General features: G+C 65.2%; 15 protein-coding genes. 4 read left to right on the forward strand and 11 right to left on the reverse strand.

The window, feature by feature from the left end; genetic code table 11:
* Positions 1 to 36 precede the first annotated feature (36 nt).
* The 9 genes from OEG81_RS05900 to OEG81_RS05940 form a co-directional block, all read right to left on the reverse strand.
* Positions 37 to 1,545, reverse strand: a complete 1,509-nt coding sequence (locus OEG81_RS05900) for a THUMP domain-containing class I SAM-dependent RNA methyltransferase (RefSeq protein WP_264131777.1) — start codon at positions 1,543 to 1,545, stop codon at positions 37 to 39.
* Between the two features lie 11 nt (positions 1,546 to 1,556).
* Positions 1,557 to 1,973 carry a CopD family protein gene (locus OEG81_RS05905; RefSeq protein ID WP_264131778.1) on the reverse strand — a complete coding sequence of 139 codons (417 nt, stop codon included), beginning with the start codon at positions 1,971 to 1,973 and terminating at the stop codon, positions 1,557 to 1,559.
* Between the two features lie 10 nt (positions 1,974 to 1,983).
* Positions 1,984 to 3,282: a glutamate-5-semialdehyde dehydrogenase gene (locus tag OEG81_RS05910; RefSeq protein ID WP_264131779.1), complete on the reverse strand. Its 1,299-nt coding sequence runs from the start codon at positions 3,280 to 3,282 to the stop codon at positions 1,984 to 1,986.
* A 73-nt stretch (positions 3,283 to 3,355) separates the two neighbouring features.
* The gene (gene holA / locus OEG81_RS05915) at positions 3,356 to 4,420 is read right to left on the reverse strand and encodes a DNA polymerase III subunit delta (protein WP_264131780.1); all 1,065 of its coding nucleotides are present in this window, start codon (positions 4,418 to 4,420) and stop codon (positions 3,356 to 3,358) included.
* A 15-nt stretch (positions 4,421 to 4,435) separates the two neighbouring features.
* Complete coding sequence (gene lptE, locus OEG81_RS05920) at positions 4,436 to 5,092, reverse strand: LPS assembly lipoprotein LptE (protein WP_264131781.1); 657 nt, start codon at positions 5,090 to 5,092, stop codon at positions 4,436 to 4,438.
* Between the two features lie 20 nt (positions 5,093 to 5,112).
* A complete protein-coding gene (gene leuS / locus OEG81_RS05925; RefSeq protein ID WP_264131782.1) occupies positions 5,113 to 7,770 on the reverse strand; it encodes a leucine--tRNA ligase in 2,658 nt (885 codons plus the stop codon).
* A 223-nt stretch (positions 7,771 to 7,993) separates the two neighbouring features.
* The gene (rpmG, locus tag OEG81_RS05930; RefSeq protein ID WP_003810296.1) at positions 7,994 to 8,161 is read right to left on the reverse strand and encodes a 50S ribosomal protein L33; all 168 of its coding nucleotides are present in this window, start codon (positions 8,159 to 8,161) and stop codon (positions 7,994 to 7,996) included.
* A 45-nt stretch (positions 8,162 to 8,206) separates the two neighbouring features.
* The gene (rpmB, locus tag OEG81_RS05935) at positions 8,207 to 8,443 is read right to left on the reverse strand and encodes a 50S ribosomal protein L28 (protein ID WP_264131784.1); all 237 of its coding nucleotides are present in this window, start codon (positions 8,441 to 8,443) and stop codon (positions 8,207 to 8,209) included.
* Positions 8,444 to 8,576: 133 nt separating this feature from the next.
* Positions 8,577 to 9,722, reverse strand: a complete 1,146-nt coding sequence (locus tag OEG81_RS05940) for a multidrug effflux MFS transporter (RefSeq protein WP_264132495.1) — start codon at positions 9,720 to 9,722, stop codon at positions 8,577 to 8,579.
* A gap of 163 nt (positions 9,723 to 9,885) precedes the next feature.
* Here OEG81_RS05940 and OEG81_RS05945 point away from each other — a divergent pair, with 163 nt between their 5' ends.
* The 4 genes from OEG81_RS05945 to OEG81_RS05960 all read left to right on the forward strand — a co-directional run bounded on the left by OEG81_RS05945 (position 9,886) and on the right by OEG81_RS05960 (position 14,746).
* Complete coding sequence (locus OEG81_RS05945; protein WP_412034118.1) at positions 9,886 to 11,184, forward strand: class I SAM-dependent methyltransferase; 1,299 nt, start codon at positions 9,886 to 9,888, stop codon at positions 11,182 to 11,184.
* A gap of 453 nt (positions 11,185 to 11,637) precedes the next feature.
* Positions 11,638 to 12,588: an ABC transporter substrate-binding protein gene (locus OEG81_RS05950; protein ID WP_264132497.1), complete on the forward strand. Its 951-nt coding sequence runs from the start codon at positions 11,638 to 11,640 to the stop codon at positions 12,586 to 12,588.
* 111 nt (positions 12,589 to 12,699) lie between these two features.
* Complete coding sequence (locus OEG81_RS05955; protein ID WP_264131786.1) at positions 12,700 to 13,551, forward strand: ABC transporter permease; 852 nt, start codon at positions 12,700 to 12,702, stop codon at positions 13,549 to 13,551.
* A 1-nt stretch (position 13,552) separates the two neighbouring features.
* Complete coding sequence (locus OEG81_RS05960) at positions 13,553 to 14,746, forward strand: quaternary amine ABC transporter ATP-binding protein (protein WP_264131787.1); 1,194 nt, start codon at positions 13,553 to 13,555, stop codon at positions 14,744 to 14,746.
* A gap of 7 nt (positions 14,747 to 14,753) precedes the next feature.
* On the opposite strand, the gene OEG81_RS05965 is transcribed toward OEG81_RS05960, so the two are convergent.
* Together OEG81_RS05965 and OEG81_RS05970 are read right to left on the reverse strand one after the other, a co-directional pair.
* A complete protein-coding gene (locus OEG81_RS05965) occupies positions 14,754 to 16,166 on the reverse strand; it encodes an MATE family efflux transporter (RefSeq protein ID WP_264131789.1) in 1,413 nt (470 codons plus the stop codon).
* Positions 16,163 to 17,917, reverse strand: coding sequence for an ArnT family glycosyltransferase (locus tag OEG81_RS05970; RefSeq protein WP_264131790.1), 1,755 nt, complete (start codon positions 17,915 to 17,917; stop codon positions 16,163 to 16,165). The genes OEG81_RS05965 and OEG81_RS05970 overlap by 4 nt, the downstream gene beginning before the upstream one ends.
* Positions 17,918 to 17,924: the final 7 nt, after the last annotated feature.

Here is a 17,924-nt window from a genome sequence, read left to right on the forward strand (position 1 = left end):
AATGTTGCAACGCAGCGTGATGTGGCGCCAGTGCGACTATTTTTCCTTCCGGTAGCCCGCTTCGACCATTTCGAAGCTGAACAGGCGGCAGTCCAGGCCGCCATTGTGCAAGGGATAGCGGCGCAAGGGCTTCAGGCGCAGTTGGCGGGGCAGGTCCAGGTCGCTGGAGATGATGTTGACATGCCAGCCGCTGTAGTGCTGCTTCAGGTTTCGCGCCCAGTCGCTCCACAGGCCCGCGTCGTCGCCGGGCAGGCGTTCCCCGTAGGGCGGATTGGTGACCAGCCATCCCCTATCGGCCGGCGGCGCCACCTTGGCGGCATCGCCGGTTTCAAAGCGGATGGAATCGGGCGTCAGCCAGGCGCGCTCCAGATTGGCCCGGGCGGCGTCGATGGCGCGAGAATCCAGGTCGTAGCCCACGATGGGGCTTTCCAACTGAGTGGCAATGTGCGAGCGCGCCTCGTCCTTGATGTCGCGCCAGTGGCGCGCATCGTGATCGCGCAGCCTTTCGAAGCCGAAAGGCCGCCAGATGCCGGCCGGAACGCCCAGCGCGATCCAGGCGGCTTCGATCAGTATGGTGCCGCTGCCGCAGAAGGGGTCCAGCAAGGCTTGCGAAGGATCCCAGCCCGATAGCGCCAGCAGGCCGGCCGCCAGGTTCTCGCGCAGGGGCGCCTCGCCTTTCTCGAGGCGCCAGCCGCGCTTGAAGAGCGATTCGCCGGACGTGTCCAGGTAAAGCGTCGCGCTGTCCTCGTCCAGGAAAAGATGAACGCGCGCATCGGGCCTGACCGTATCGATGCTGGGCCGTTCGCCTTCACGATCGCGAAGGCGGTCGCAAATGCCGTCCTTGGCGCGCAGGTTGCAGTATTGCAGGCTTTGCATGGGGCTTCGTATGGCCGACGTGTCGACCCGCAGGGTTTGTTCGGCGCCGAACCAGCGCTCCCAGGGCGTGTCTTGCGCCAATTCCAGTATGTCGTCTTCGTGGCGGACGGGGCCATGGGCGACCTGGACCAGTATGCGTGTGGCCAGCCGGGAATACAGATTGGCGCGCAACACGCCCGTCCACTCGGCATGGAAGCGGCAGCCCGCTCGCGCGGGTTGCGCGTCGTCGAATCCCAGCGCCTGCATCTCGGCGGCCAGGGCTTCTTCCAGTCCCTGCGGGCAGGGCGCGAATATGGGAAACACTTCGGCCTTGGCGGCCTGCCTGGGCCGGCGCGTGCCGACGCGCTGGATGGTGGGCGCGCGCCTATCGGCGTCTTGCAAAGGCGGATCCATGGGGGGCCGTGCCTGCGTCGGCGCGGCCGCGTCGCCGCGGGCCGGGCTGCCGCGCCGCGCTGGCGCTTCGGTTCGCTTGCTGGCGGCCGGCGTTTTTGCCGCCGGTGCCGTGGCGCGCAGCGGGCGCTGCTTCTCGCGTTCCCGTTCCAGCTGCTCCACCTGGCGTGCGCGGGCGCCGCTGCGTTTGCGGCGCTCGCCGCCGGCCGCGGCGTCCGCCGCCGGGCTGGCGGTTTTTTTCTTCAGTGTGAGTGTTTTGCCGGGTTTGTCGTCGGTCATGGTTCAGTAATTTAAAAGGGGCGTACGACGACCAATGCGACGACGACCAGCAGCAAAAGTACCGGAATCTCGTTGAACCAGCGGTAGAACCGGTGGCTGCGCATGTTGGCGCCGCGCTCGAATGTTTTCAGCATGCGCCCACAGCACACGTGGTAGGCGATCAGCAGGACGACGGCGGTCAGCTTGGCATGCATCCAGCCTTGCCCCATGCCCAGGCCGTAGCCGATGAACAGCCATAAGCCGAACGCCACCGCCAGCACCGCCAGCGGCGTCATGAAGCGGTACAGGCGGCGCGCCATGCCCAGAAGCCAGGCTTGCACGGACGGATCTTCGGCCTGCGCCAGGTTCACGTAGATGCGCGGCAGGTAGAACAGGCCGGCGAACCACGAGGTGACGAACAGGATATGGAATGTCTTTATCCAGAGCATGGCTGCCTGTCTAGCCTCGCAGCTGGCCGTCGCCGGTCAGCACCCACTTCAGGGTGGTCAGGCCGTCCAGCCCGACCGGACCGCGGGCGTGCAGGCGGTTGGTAGAAATGCCGATTTCGGCGCCCAGGCCGTATTCGAAGCCGTCGGCGAAACAGGTGGGCAGGTTGACGTAGACCGAACTGGAATCGACCTCGTGCTGGAAGCGGTCGGCCGCATGCAGGTCTTCGGTGACGATGGATTCCGTGTGTTCAGAGCTGTAGCGCGCGATGTGGTCCATGGCCTGGTCCAGGCTGTCGACGACGCGGATGGCCAGTATGGGCGCCAGAAATTCGGTAAGCCAGTCTTCCTCGGTCGCCGCCGCGGCTTGCGGCAGCAGGGCGCGTGTGCGCTCGCAGCCGCGCAGTTCCACGCCCTTGCCGGACAAGGTCTGGCCCAGGCGCGGCAGGATGCGCGATGCGATGTCCGCATGGACCAGCAGGGTCTCCATGGCGCCGCATATGCCGTAGCGATAGGTTTTTGCGTTCACGGCGATATCGTGCGCTTTGTCCAGGTCGGCGGCCGCATCGATATAGAGGTGGCAGTTGCCGTCCAGGTGCTTGAGCAAAGGGACTTTGGCATCGGCCGCCAGCCGGGCGATGAGCCCCTTGCCGCCGCGCGGCACGATGACGTCGATGTAATCGGTAAGCGTGATCAATTGGCCGACGGCGGCGCGGTCGGTGGTGCCCACGACCTGCACCGCATCGGAGGGCAGGCCGGCATCGGCCAGCCCCTGGCCGATGATGGCGCCCAGCGCCACGTTGGAATGCAGGGCCTCGCTGCCCCCGCGCAGTATGGTCGCGTTGCCGGACTTCAGGCAAAGCGCGGCGGCGTCTATGGTGACGTTGGGCCGGGATTCGTAAATGATGCCGATGACGCCCAGCGGCACGCGCATCTGCGCCACCCGCATGCCGTTGGGCCGGATGGTGGTGGCGCCCAGGCTGCCGATGGGGTCGGGCATGTCGGCGATCTGCAGCAGGCCGGCGGCCATGGTCTCGATGGCTTTGTCCGACAGTTTCAGGCGGTCGAGCAGGGCTGGGGCCAGTTGGTTTTTCTCGGCGGCGGCCAGGTCACGGGCATTCTCGGCCTGCAAGGCCGCCTTGTCCTGTTGCAGGCGCGCGGCCATGGCGCGCAGCGCCTGCGCCTTGGCCTTTCCCGGAGCATTGCGCATCAGGCGGGCCGCCTGGCGGGCCTGGCGGCCAAGTATGCTCATGTCGGTAATGACGGCGTCGGTGCTGTCGGCGGCGAAAGAGGTATCGGTATGCTGTGTCATGGCTGTGTGTGTTTGCGTGCTTTTGGGGATTATCCCAGTATTTTGGATGCCTGGCATGGCATCCGGCGCGATGTCACCGCGGCTGGGCCTGTCGGGCGACGGCTACGCGCAAGGCCAGCCGCCCCAGTTCTTCCCAGGGGTCGTCCAGGCGGCCGGCCACTTTCAGCCCCTTGATCAGGCGATCGATGTCGTGCGCATGCTGGACGGCGGCTGGCCAGGCCCGCTGCGGCACTCTGGCCAAGGCCTGGCGCAGCAACTGCTCGCGCGATCCAAAGACTCGCTGGCGGCGCAGCTCTGCCTGGAAGTCCTGGCCCGACGCCTGGGCGGCCGCCAGCCGCGCCAACACGCGGACCTCTTCGCCTATGGCCCAGAGAACCAGGGGCAGGGCCTCGCCTTCGGCCCTAAGGCCGGCCAGCATGGCCAGCGCCTTGCCGGCGTGGCCGGCCAGCATGGCGTCGCGCAGGCCGAACACATCGTAGCGGGCCACATTCAATACGGCCCGTTCGACATCCTGCGCGCTGATCTTCCCGGGCGGATACAGCAGCGCCAGCTTCTGCACTTCCTGGAAGGCGGCCAGCAGATTGCCTTCCACCTTGTCGGCCATCCAGTCCAGCGTCGCGGCGTCCAGTTGCTGATCCTGGCGGGCCAGGCGCTGCGCGATCCAGCGCGGCAGCGCGGCGCGCTCGATGCCGGCGACTTCGATGGAGGTGGCCGCGTCGAACAGTGCCGCCGCCCACTTGGCATTGCGCGTGGCCTTGTCCAGGCGGGGCAGGTTGACCAGCACCAATGTGTCGGACAGGGCGCCGCCATCCACCATGGCGGCAAGCTTCTGCAGGGTTTCACCGCCCGTCTTGCCGGGCTTGCCGGTGGGTATGGACAGGTCGACGAGGCGCCGGTCGCCGAACAGCGACACGTTCTGCGTGGCGCCGATCACGGCGGACCAGTCGCTGCGCGCATCCAGCACCAGGCTGACGCGTTCGCGGTAGCCGGCCTGCGTTGCCGCCGCCCGGATGGCGTCGCTGGCCTCGATGACGAGCAGCGGCTCGTCGCCCGATACGGCATACAGCGTATCCAGGCTGGGCGGGGGCGTCTTTTTCAGCTGGTTTAAAAGACTGTCTGCGTCGAGGCGGCGTCCCATGGCCTGGTCTAGGCCTTAGAACGAGCCGGCATCCGGCACGATGCGAGGCGCGCCCCAAGGCGATGGCGCTTGAGGGGCCGGCGCGGCGGGCAGGTTGCCCATGGGGTTCTCGGCCACAGGCTGCGATTCGGCGTTGGCGAACGCGTGGGCGACGTCGGGCGAAGACAGCCTGCGCACCACGCGGTCGATGAGGGATTGCTGCATTTCCTTGAAGACGATGCCGATTTCCCCTTGCTTGGCCTGGACGACCGTGTCGTCGTAGGGGATTTGGCGTGTCGACCGCAAGATGGTCGGCGGCAGGATCACGTGCCCTTTGTCGTCGGTAAGCTGGAACACGAATTCCAGGTTCAGCTCGTATTCTTCGACGCGCCCCTGGGCGTCCAGCGACAGTTCCCGCAATGACTGCGTGTTGGCCAGCTGGGTGAGCCGGGCCTGCGCCTGGGCGGGGTCGGAGACGAAGCGCGTGGCGGGCGAACTGGCGACGATGGCCCGCCGCATGCCCGAGCCGAATTCGGAGTTCTCTTCGATATTGGTGTAGATCGTGTTGAACGGCAGCGGCGACACCCCTTTCAGGTGGAAGCCGCAAGCCGCCAGGAACAGGCAGAGCGCCATGCAGGCCAGCCCCCGCAAGTAACGCTGCGAGGCCGGGGCGAGGGGCTGGGACGTGAGCATAGGGCTGTGCATGCCTGATTCTATCCGACGATGTTGACGAGTTTACCCGGGACGACGATGACCCGTTTGGCCGGCCGGCCCTCCAGGTAGCGGTCGGCGGCTTCGTGTCCGAGCGCCGCCTGTTCGATGTCGTCCTTGCCGGCTCCGTTGGCGACCTTGATGGAGCCGCGCAGCTTGCCGTTGATCTGCAGCATCAGCTCGATTTCGTCGGCGATCAGCGCGGCTTCGTCGACCACGGGCCAGGGCGCGTCCAGCAGATCGCCGTAGGCCTGGTCGTAGCCCAGGTCCCGCCACAGCTGCCAGGTGATGTGCGGGACGACCGGATACAGCACGCGCAGCAGGATGGACAGGGTCTCGGCCAGCGCGCGGCGGGCCACGGCCGTATCGGGCAGGGCGGCGGATTCGAGCGCATTGAGCATCTTCATGCTCGTGGACACCACGGTGTTGTACCGGATGCGCTGGTAATCGTAATCGGCGACCTTGAGCAGGGTGTGGATCTCCCGGCGCAGCGTTTTCGAAGCCTCGTCGGCGCCGGTCCAGTCGGCGTCGCCGGCGTTGCCGTCGCGGATGTCCGTCTGTCTGGCGTGGCAGAAGGACCAGAGCCGGCGCAGGTAGCGGTTGGCGCCCTCGACGCCCGAGTCCGACCATTCCAGGGTCTGTTCGGGCGGGCTGGCGAACATCACGAAAAGGCGGGCCGTGTCGGCGCCCATGGAATCGATCAGCGATTGCGGATCGACCCCGTTGTTCTTGGATTTCGACATGGTGCCTATGCCGCCGTACTGCACAGCCGAGCCGTCGGAAATCCGCTTGGCGCCGATGATGGCGCCTTTGGCGTCATGGATGTTCTCCACTTCCTCGGGCCAGAAGTATTCGACGCCGCCGTTCTCGTTCTTGCGCGAATAGATATGGTTCAGCACCATGCCCTGGCACAGCAGGCGGGTGAAGGGTTCGTCGAACTTGACCAGGCCCAGGTCGCGCATGACGCGGGTCCAGAAGCGCGCGTACAGCAAGTGCAGCACGGCGTGCTCGATGCCGCCGATGTACTGGTCCATCGGCATCCAGTAATCGTTGCGCTCGTCGACCATGGCCGTATCGTTGCCGGGCGAGGTATAGCGCATGAAGTACCAGGACGAGTCCACGAAGGTATCCATGGTGTCGGTTTCGCGCCGGGCCGCCCCGCCGCACTTGGGGCAATGGCAGGACAGGAAGCCTTCGTGCTTGGCCAGGGGGTTGCCGCTGCCGTCGGGAATCAGGTCGTCGGGCAGCACGACGGGCAGGTCCTGCTCGGGGACGGGCACGGGACCGCAGTCGGGGCAATGAATGATGGGAATGGGCGTGCCCCAGTAGCGCTGGCGCGAGATGCCCCAGTCGCGCAGGCGCCAGGTGGTCTGCTTTTCGCCCAGGCCTTTCTGGGCCAGATCGGCGGCGACCGCGCCCACGGCTTGCGCCTGCGCAAGGCCGTCGTACTTGCCGGAGTGGATGCAATGGCCCTGCTGCTTGTCGCCGTACCAGTCCTGCCACTGTTCGGTGGAATAGGTCTTGCCTTCGACGGCGACCACCTGCCGGATGGGCAGGGCGTATTTCCTGGCGAAGGCGAAGTCGCGCTCGTCGTGGGCCGGCACGCCCATGACGGCGCCATCGCCATAGCTCATGAGCACATAGTTGCCCACCCATACCTGAACGGGCTGGCCGGTAAGGGGATGGGTGACCGACAGGCCGGTGGGCATGCCTTCTTTCTCGCGCGTGGCCATCTCGGCTTCGGTGGTACCGCCCTGCTTGCACGACTCGATGAAGGCGGCCAATTCCGGATTCCTGCCCGCGGCATGCGCGGCCAAGGGATGTTCGGGCGCCACCGCGCAGAAGGTGACGCCCATGATGGTGTCGGCGCGCGTCGTGAAGACATACATGCGGCCGTCCTGTATCAGCCGGCCCGCGTCGTCCTTGATGTCATGCGTGAAGGCGAAGCGCACGCCTTCGCTCTTGCCTATCCAGTTTTCCTGCATCAGACGCACGCGCTCGGGCCAGCCGGGCAGGCCGTTCTGCACTTGGTCGATGAGCTCTTCCGCGTAGTCGGTGATGCGCAGGTAGTAGCCCGGTATCTCGCGTTTTTCGACCAGCGCGCCGGATCGCCAGCCCCGGCCGTCGATGACCTGCTCGTTGGCCAGCACGGTCTGGTCGACGGGATCCCAGTTCACGACCTGGGTCTTGCGGTAGGCGATGCCTTTTTCCAGCATCTTCAGGAACAGCCACTGGTTCCATTTGTAGTACTTGGGATCACAGGCGCACATCTCGCGCGACCAGTCTATGGCCAGCCCCATCGCCTGCATCTGTTTCTTCATGTAGGCGATGTTGTCGTAGGTCCATTTGGCGGGCGGCACCTGCGACTTGATGGCGGCGTTTTCAGCCGGCATGCCGAAGGCGTCCCAGCCCATGGGCATCAGCACGTTATAGCCGCGCATGCGCAACTGGCGCGCCATCATGTCGTTGATGGTGTAGTTGCGCACATGCCCCATGTGCAGCTTGCCGCTGGGGTAGGGCAGCATCGAACATGCATAGAACTTGGGCTTGGGCGAACCGTCGGCGGCCTTGGCGTTTTCGGTGACACGGTAGGCGTCGCGCGACTCCCAGTTCTGGTGAGAGGCTTTTTCGACGTCGTTGGGGCTGTAGCGTTCCTGCATGGGATCCGGGAAATTGGTGAGTGGTTGCGCAAACCATGCATTATAGGATGCTTCGCCCAACCATGATCTGCGGCCGGAGCGCCTTGCGCGGCCGGCCGGCCCCAAGATGAAAAAACCCCGCCGGGGCGGGGTTTGCAAGGAATCCGGATGGCTCTGCGTCAGCGGCAGGAACCGGCTGGGGCGAGCCGGTGAATACAGCGCGCGAGTGCCATCGGCAAGCTCATTACTTGAGCTTGGTTTCCTTGTAGTCAACGTGCTTGCGAGCAACGGGATCGAACTTCTTGATCAGCATTTTCTCGGGCATGTTGCGCTTGTTCTTGGTGGTCGTGTAGAAATGACCGGTGCCGGCTGTGGATTCGAGCTTGATTTTCTCGCGGATACCTTTTGCCATGTTGAGCTCCTGAAGGTTAGATCGCTAGCGTTTCAGCCGGCTTGATTAAGCCGCTTCGCCGCGGGCGCGCAGTTCGGCCAGTACGGACTCGATGCCGTTCTTGTCGATGGTGCGCAGCGCATTGGTCGAAACGCGCAGGCGAACCCAGCGGTTCTCGCTTTCAACCCAAAAACGGCGCGATTGCAAGTTAGGCAAAAAACGACGCTTGGTCTTGTTGTTTGCGTGCGAAACATTGTTGCCCACCATTGGGCCTTTTCCGGTAACTTGGCATACGCGTGCCATGGTAATACCCCTTGAGAATTTGCCTGATGCGGGTGCCTGCCTGTATGGGTACCTATAAGGTACAAGCATAAGGTAAAAGGCGCCTGCATCCATCTGTAAAGCCTAGCATTCTAATACGAAAGTGCTTGTTATATCAAGCCGACCGTAGCGCGATGCGTCCAAATAGCCACGAAAGGCCGGCGCAAAGCGCCAGCAGGCCGGTCAGGGGCAGGGGCGTGTCCGACTGCCAGGCGCTGACGGCCAGCCCGGCGCCGGCTCCGCACAGCATCTGCAGAGTGCCCATCATCGCCGAGGCGACCCCCAGCCGATTGCCCTGTTCCCGCAGGGCCAGCGCGGCGGCGTTCGGATTGACGAAGCCCTGGCTGGCCATGAAGCCGGCCAGGCAGATCATGAGCAGCGGCAGCGTGATGGCGCCGGCCAGCGTCAGGATCAGCCCCAGCAGCGTCATGGCCACCAGGGTGATCTGGGCCACCCGCAACAGCCCTTCGGGCGTGTGCCGGTTGAGCAGGCGCGCGCTGACTTGCGAGGCGCCGATGAGCGAGGCGGCGTTGATGGCGAACAGAAGCCCGAAATACCCGGGATCGACCTGGAAGATTTCGATGAAGACGCGCGGCGATCCGGAAATGTAGGCGAACATGCCCGCCGAGCCGAAGCCGCCGGCCAAGGTGTAGCACATGAAGCGCCGGTGGCGCAGCAGGGCCAGGTAGTTCCGGGCGATGATGAGGGGCCCCAGCGGAATGACTTTCTCGGGGTTCAGCGTTTCGCGCATGGTCAGGATCACCGCCGCCAGCAGCAGGCCCGCGCAGAGGGCCATGATGGCGAAGATTCCGCGCCAGCTGCCGAAAGCCAGCACCTGGCCACCCAGGATGGGCGCCAGTATGGGCGTCACGCCCATGACCAGGATGAGCAGGGACAGCGCCTTGGAGGCGTCCCGGGTATCGAAGTTGTCGCGTATGACGGCGCGCGGGATGACGATGCCGGCCGCGCCGCCGAAAGCCTGGGCGATGCGCCAGAAGGTCAGGTGTTCGATGTCGCCGGTCAGGCTGCAGGCGATCGAGGCGGACAGGAAAATGACCAGGCCGAGGATCAACGGAGGCTTGCGGCCGTAGCGGTCCGCGAGCGGACCGTAGAAGATCTGTGCCAGGGCCAGGCCGAACAGGTAGCTGGCCAGCGTGCGCTCCACATGCCCCTGCGTGGTGCCCAGGCCATGGACGATGGCCGGAAACGCCGGCAGGTACATGTCGATGGCCAGCGGCCCCAGGGCGGTGAGCAGACCCATCAGGATCAGCCAGCGCGGTATGACGGTCAGGGAGCTTTGGGCTGGGTGCTGCATCAAGAGAAGGGGCGCGCGATCCGGTCTGGTTGAGACGCTGGATGCGCCGGGCTGGTATCGATTGCCATCTTAGCATGCCTGAATGGGGTGAATTCCCTTCCGGGGGAATATGTGGCACTATTTTCACCACGCTATTTCACAAGAGGAGTCGGCCTTGAGTTCGGTCTTGTCTGCTGTTGAAACGAAGTTGGCATCTTTGCCCCTGCCCGTCCAGATTATTTTGCCCGATGGCCAGAAGGTGGGCGCGCCCGATGCGGAAATCCGCCTCACCGTCAAGGACCGCTCCACGCTGGCGCACCTTGCGACCGGGCAGGTGGGCGTGCTGGGCGAGGATTACGTCGAAGGCAAATTCGACATCGACGGGTCCATGCGCGATCTCATGCGGCTGGCGGCGGCGATATTGCCGGGCTCGCCCATCGAGGCGGCCCGTGTGGGCCGGCTGACCGAGCTCATACGGCGCCTGGTGTCGGTATGGCGCCATTCGGTCGATCGCGATGCGCGCCAGATCCAGTTCCATTACGATCTGTCCGACGATTTCTATGCCTTGTGGCTGGATCCGCGCCGGGTCTACTCCTGCGCCTATTTCCAGCGGCCCGACATGAGCGTGGCGCAGGCCCAGGAAGCCAAGCTCGACCACATTTGCCGCAAGCTCAGGCTGGCTCCGGGCGAACGCTTCCTGGACGTGGGCGCGGGCTGGGGCGGTCTGCTGCTGTGGGCGGCCGAGAATTACGGCGTCGACGCCACCGGCATCACGCTGTCCAAGAACCAGCATGCGCATGTAAACCGCCTTATCCAGGAAAAGGGCCTGGAAGGCCGGGTACGAATGGAACTGCTCGATTACCGCAAGCTGGACGAAAGCCGCCCCTACGACAAGATCGCTTCGGTGGGCATGTTCGAACACGTGGGCCGCGCGCAGCTGGAAAGCTATTTCTCCAAGCTCAGGCGCCTGGTTCGTCCGGGAGGGCTGGTCATGAACCACGGCATCACCGCCGGCGGGGTGGACAATGCAGAACTGGGTGCGGGCATGGGCGAGTTCATCGAGAAATACATTTTTCCGGGCGGCGAGCTCACCCACATCAGCCACGTGCTCGAAAGCCTGACCCAGGGCGGGCTCGAAGACCTGGATATCGAAAACCTGCGCCCGCACTATGCCCGTACCCTGTGGGCCTGGAGCGACGCCCTGGAGGCCTGCCTGCCCGAGGCGCGCAAGACGCTGCCGGGTGAGCAGGGCGAGCGTTCGCTGCGGGCCTACCGCATGTACCTGGCCGGTTGCGCCATGGGCTTCGAGCATGGCTGGATAGCGCTGCACCAGGTGCTGGCGCAGCCGCGCGGCCCCGGCCGCCACGACGAGCTGGACCATCCCGCCGACCTCGCCTACCCCTGGCGGCGGGACTACATCTATCAATGATCATGTAGCGGAAATGCGCGGCTGCCCGCGCGTTTCCAGCCTGCTTCCGGTGTCGCCGGACGGGGGTGCCGGGGTGGGCGAAAGCCGGTGTTTTCGCGCCCTAGGGATTACTACCGGTTTACATCTGGCTTCAATTTCTTTTAAACTGCTGCAAACTTCATAGTTTTTTCAATCTGGCGTATGGTGGGTCTTTACGGCCCCATAACCTGTCAACGAGTACCCGTACTCATCACGCTAGTGTCGGTATGTATCGGCGGCCTTCCGTCTTCCGCACACCCCCTTAGCCTTGGCGCGCCCTGCTGTGTATTGGCGCGTCCACGTTACTTAAGGAGGCAAACAGCCATGTCTTTCAATGTGAACCCTTCACATCGCGCGTTCCCGTCGAACGCTACGCCGCGCTTCTCGCGGCTCGCCCTAGGCCTGGGCCTGGCGGCCATTCTCGGCTTTTATGCCATGGGCGGCGCCGCCCATGCCGCCGAAGCCCCTCAATGCGAAATCGACCGTCCCGTCAAGTTCGGCGGCATGAACTGGGAATCCAACCTGGTCCTGGTCGAGGTCGAGCGCTTCATTGCCGAAAAGGCCTATGGGTGCAAATCCGAAGTCCTGCCCACCGAAACCCTGCCGGCGCTGGCCGCCCTTGAACGGGGCGACCTGGACGTCAACACCGAAATCTGGCTGAACAGCGTGGCCGAACCCTGGGCCAAGGCCGAGGCCACCGGCAAGGTCAAGCGCATCGGCGACATCTACATGGGCGGCGAGGCCTGGTTCATACCGCGCTATACGGCCGAGCGTCTGCCCGAGCTGAAAAAAGCCGCCGACCTGCCCAAGTTCAAGGATGAGTTCAAGGATCCCGAAGAGCCCACCAAGGGCCGCTTCTACGGTTGTCCGGCGGGCTGGGGTTGCGAGGTGGTCAGCGGCAATCTGTTCAAGGCCCTGGGCCTGGGCGACACCTTCACCCTGTTCTCCCCCGGTACCGGCGCCACCCAGAAGGCGGCCCTGACCGCTGCCTACAAGCGCAAGGAAAACATTGTTTTCTACTACTGGTACCCGACCCCTCTGGTGGGTTCCATGGATCTGGTCAAGCTGGAGCTGCCGGCCTATGACAAGGCCAAGCACGCCTGCCTGACCGATCCCAATTGCGCCAAGCCCGAGCCCAGCGCCTATCCTGAAAACCCGGTCTTCACCGCGGTAAGCACCCGGTTCACCCAGGATGCGCCCAAGCTGACCGAGTTCCTGTCCAAGGTGTCGGTGCCCCTGCCGGTCATGGACAAGGCCATGGCCTACATGGAAGAGAACGAGGCCGAGCCCGTCGACGTGGCCAAGTGGTTTCTCCAGAATCAGGGCGAGGTCTGGAGCAAATGGCTGCCCGCCGATGCCGCGGAGCGCGTAAAAACCGCTCTTTAACACTCGTGAGCCCAGCCCCCGCAGGGGGCGGCCGGCCGCGCGCCGGCGCCATTCCAGGCGGCAGGCCCCCTTGCGGGCCGCCGCCTTCGCGAGTTTTACGGAGTTGATTTTATGTTTCCCGAATTCATTTCCCCGCGCGCATTGCGGGCGCCCATCGACGATTTCGTCGGCAATATCGTTTCCAACTATTCCGAGCTGCTGCGCGCCCTGACGCAGCCTTTGCTGGATGTGCTGATCTGGATGGATCAGGTCGTGCGCTACTCGCCGTGGTGGACGGTCGTGCTGGCCGTGATGGCGCTGGCCTGGTTCGCCAGCCGCCGCGCGGGCTTTGCGCTAATCATCGGCGCCATGCTGTGCCTGATCGGCTTCATCGGCCTGTGGGATGCGGCCATGCAGACCCTGTCCCTGATGATCGTGGCCGTCGTCATATCGGTGGCAATCGGCATTCCCATGGGCATTCTGATGGCCAGCTTCAAGTGGCTGCGCGCCGTCATGCTTCCCATCCTGGACGTCATGCAGACCATGCCCAGCTTCGTGTACCTGATTCCCGTCGTGATGCTGTTCAACCTGGGCAAGATTGCGGCCATCATTGCCACCATCATCTATGCCGTGCCGCCCGTCATACGCCTGACCGACCTGGGCATACGGCTGGTCGATTCCGAGGTGCTGGAAGCCTCGCGCGCCTTCGGGGCCAATCGGTTCAAGCAATTGTTCGGCGTGCAGCTGCCGCTGGCCATGCCCAACATCATGGCCGGCATCAACCAGACCACGATGATGGCCCTGGCCATGGTGGTGATCGCCTCGATGATAGGCGTGCGCGGCCTGGGCTACGAGGTCCTGCAGGGCATCAACCGCTTGCAGGTGGGCCGTGGCGTGCTGGCCGGCCTGGGCATCGTCATCATCGCCATTGTTTTCGACCGGATTACGCAGCAGTTCGGGCAACGCCAGCGCAAGGGGGCCTGACATGAGCAAGATCGAAGTACGAAACATCTTCAAGATATTCGGCCCGCGCCCCGAGCGCTGGCTGGAAGCGGCGCAGGGCGGAATCAGCAAGGAAGAGCTGCTGGCCGAGAGCGGCCACACGCTGGGCCTGCGCGACATCAGCCTGTCCATCGAAGAGGGCAGCATCTATGTGATCATGGGCTTGTCGGGCTCGGGCAAGTCCACCCTGATACGCCATTTCAATCGCCTGATCGAGCCCAGCGCGGGCCAGATACTGGTCGACGGCGTGGACGTGGTCACGCTGGGCAAGTCCGCGCTCGAGAAATTCCGGCAGCAGAAAATGAGCATGGTGTTCCAGCGCTTCGGCCTGTTTCCCCATCGCAGCGTCATCGAGAATGCGGCCTATGGCCTGAAAGTGCAGGGCATGGCCAAGAAAGAGCGGCGCGAGAAAGCGCGGCACTGGCTGGAGCAGGTAGGCCTGGCCGGCTTCGAAAACCAGTATCCGCACCAGTTGTCGGGCGGCATGCAGCAGCGGGTGGGCCTGGCCCGCGCGCTGGCCACCGATGCCGAGATCTTGCTCATGGACGAGGCCTTCTCGGCCCTGGATCCCCTGATACGCCGTGAAATGCAGGATCAGTTGCTGCAGTTGCAGGCGCAGTTGAACAAGACCATCGTGTTCATCACCCACGACCTGGACGAGGCGCTGCGCCTGGGCAACCGGATCGCCATTCTGAAGGATGGCGAACTGGTGCAGGAAGGCACACCCGAGGACATTCTGCTGGCGCCCGCCGACGATTACGTCCAGGCCTTCCTGCAGGACGTCAATCGCGGCAAGGTGCTCAATGCCGCCCATGCCTGCAACGAACCCTCGCTGACCCTGACCATGCGCTCGCGCCCCGCGCACGCCGTGGAACGCATGGCGTCCATGGACTACCAGTACACGGTGGTGCTGGACGGCAAGCGGCTGGCTGGCACCCTCAGCCGGACGGCGGCCGAGCAGGCGGTGCGCGAGGGCGCCCGCGACGTGGCGCGCTATGTCGAGGATATGGCGTCGGTGCCGGCCACGGCGGGCCTGGACGAAGTCCTTGGGCGCATGCTGCGCAGCACCGAGCCCTTGGCCGTGACCGGCGACAACGACGAGTTTCTTGGAATGCTGTCGCGCAGCAAGGTCGTGGAACTGGTGACGCCCACCATCGAAGCGGGCGACGCGGCCTAGGACGCTGCTAGGCGTTCAGCAGGCGCGCATGCGCCCTGACCACATGCCCGTACCAGGCAAACAGCAGGGCGGCGGACAGGCCGAGTCCGGCCAGGGCCATCAGCCACATGGTTCCGGCGCCGGCGGGGGCGCCCGGCGCGATGGCCTCGACGACCGGGCGCAGGGCGCCGGCCGCCGGGCCGAAACCCAGCCACCACCCGCCGATCAGGCCCAGGCCCGTCAGGGCCACCACTTGCAGGATGAGCGGCACGACGGCGACTTTATAGGCTCGCAGCAAGTACGAGCCTATGCATTGCATGGCGTCGCATAGATGGAACCACGGCAGTATCTGCAGCAGAGCGGCCGCCACGGCGGCCACCTGCAGGTCGTCGGTGTAGGCGCCCAGTATCGGCGCGCGGCCCAGGACCAGCAGGACGGCGGTCACCGCCGCGCCGATGGCGACGATGCCCATGCCGGCCGCGCCCGTGGCACGGGCTTTCGCGGCATCGCGGGCGCCGATGGCCTGCGCCGTGAGCGAGGCCGTGGCAATCCCCACCGCCATGGGCATCATGTAGCTCAGGGCCGCCAGGTTGGCCATGATCTGGTGTCCGCCCGTCACGTACATGCCTTCGCGAGCCACCAGCAGGGCCATGAAACTGAAGGCGCAGATCTCGATCAGGTAGGAGCCGCCCATGGGCAGGCCCAGCCGCAGCAATTCCTTCTGGCTGGCCCAGTCGGGCCGGCCCAGGCGCGGCCTGAAGCGCAGGTAGTAGGGGTCGTGATAGATGGCCCACAGCCCGGCGGCGAAGGTCATCCATCCGACCAGGGCGGTCGACAGGCCCGCGCCCACCGCGCCCATGGCCGGCATGCCCAGCTTGCCGAACATGAACACCCAATTGAAGAAGAACTTGAACGCCACGCTGCCCAGGTTGATGACCATGACGGTCTTGGGGCGCGAAACCGCCGTGCCCAGGGCATAGATCGTGCGGAACACCAGGGTGGCCGGCAGCGCTAGGATCAAGGCCCGCAGATACCAGGTGATGCTGTCGCGCACGGCCGGTTCGACGTCGCCCGACAGCGACAGCCAGGTATCGGGAAAGAGCATGGCGGCGCCGCCGGCCAGCGACAGGCCCAGCGCCAGCCATACCCCCTGGCCCCAGGCCCGGCCCACTTCCAGATAGCGCTGGCCGCCGTAATGCTGCGCAATGATGGGAATCAGCGCGTGGACCACGCCCATCAGGCCCACGAACACGGTGATGTAGATGGAGGCGGCCAGCGCCATGGCTTGCAGGTCGGCGGCGCTGGCGTGGCCCGCCATGGCGGTGTCCAGCACGCCGAATATCAGGCTGGCCCAGGAACTGACCAGCACCGGCCAGGCCTGGCGCAGGATTTCCTTGACGTAGTGGACGGGCTTGTGAGTTTGGATGCTGTGGGTGTTCACGGACGGCCAATGCGCAGGAGACGGAACATTTCATGGCGATCCGCACCGCGTTTGCCCACCCACAATACCGTTGCTTCGTCGGAATAGGCCGCTGTGCCGTCTTCGACGCTTTGCGGCGAGGTTTGCTGCACGACCAGGGAGCAGGACGAATCGTAGTTGAAGTCGATGCCGTTGAAGACCAGGAAGGAAGCGCGCTGTCCGGTGCCTACGCCCTGGGCGCGCACGCATTCGCCGGGCCGTGCCAGGGTGCTCAGGGCCGTGGCAAGCTGGGCCGAAACGCTGCGGTAGCTGCGCACGTAGTCCAGCGCGGGCATCCATAGGGTGACCAGCAGCAGCCAGGTGACGATCAGGCCGCCCGCGGACAGCACCGTGCCGCGCCACAGGCCCGCGGGCTTGGTGTGCAGCCGCCAGCGCACCAGCGCCAGCCATGCCAGCGTGCCCAGGACGGCCACCAGCACGGCGGGCCAGGAAATATAGACGTCGTAGCCGCGGGTCTGGCGGGCGATGTTGTGCGCAATCTGCCGCGGCCAGCCGGTTTGCAGGGCGATCCAGCCCAGCCAGACGGTGGCGGTCGTCAATGAAAAACACATCACCGCGAACCAGTCCAGGGAATTCACCACTCCCCGGCGCAGCGTGGGCAGGGAGAAGGCGGCCAGGACGGCGGCCGGCAGGGCAAGCAGGCTGTATTCGGGTTCGAAGGCGTCGACCTGGAACAGCATGGCGGCCAGCGGCCACGCCGCGAACATCAGCGGTATCCACATGTGCGGCGCCGTCAGCCATGAGCGCCAGCGCCATAGCGCCAGCAAGGCGAAAGGCCAGGTCGGCCACAGGAACCAGGGCAGGTCGCGCAGGGTGCTCAGGACTTCCTGATAGCGCGGCCAGCCAAAGGCGCTGGTATTCCATAGCACCCAGTTGTGCATCCAGTATTCGCCCAGGTTGCGGGCGGGTATCCACCACAGCAGCGTCAGGGCCGCGCAGATCGCGGCGGCCATGGCCAGCCATTTCTTCCGGTGCCACAGGGCGCTGCGCGGCGTGAAGACGAAGATCACGGCCAGCATGATGGGCAGCGCGCCTATCCAGCCACGCGCCAGGAAGGCGGCGGCCAGCGCCAGGCCCAGGGTGATGGAACCCGAGGCGGGATGGTCCAGCATGCGTGCGACCGAGTAATAGGCCAGGGCCTGGAAGGCGATGAGCGCCGGCACCTCGGAGGTTTCGTGCATGCGCCACACGATGCCCACGGTGGCCACGATCAGCAGCAGGGCGGCGTCGGCGATCATGCGGCCGTAGTCCCGCACCGTGGGTTCGCCGCCGAAGGGCAGGGCCAGGGGCTGCGGCTCGGGACGGCGGCCCAGCAGGTAGGTGCCGTACCATATGGAGCTGGTCAGCAGGCCGAACCACAGGAAATTGGGCAGGCGCGACGCAATGATGGCGGCGTCCAGCGGTGTGGTGAACAACTCGAAGAAGGGCGAGAACGCCCAGATGCAGAAGGCCCCCACCCACATGGTCAGCGGGCCGTCCTGCGCATGGGCGAGCGCGCCGATCTGGGGCAGCAGCCAGGTGTGGCCGCCGTCGTTCAGGGCCGTCATCATGGTGGCCAGGCCCACCACGTCGTCGGTTTTCCAGGGATCCCTGAAGAACAGTCCAGCCAGAATGTAGATCACGCCAACCACCAGCAGGAAAAGCCGGGGCAGCTTCACGGTCGCCGTGGCGGTCAGACGGGCTGGAGTGGAAAGGGAGTTGCTGGGTGACACAAGTGGC

The organism is Pollutimonas sp. M17, from assembly GCF_025836975.1.
GTDB lineage: Bacteria > Pseudomonadota > Gammaproteobacteria > Burkholderiales > Burkholderiaceae_B.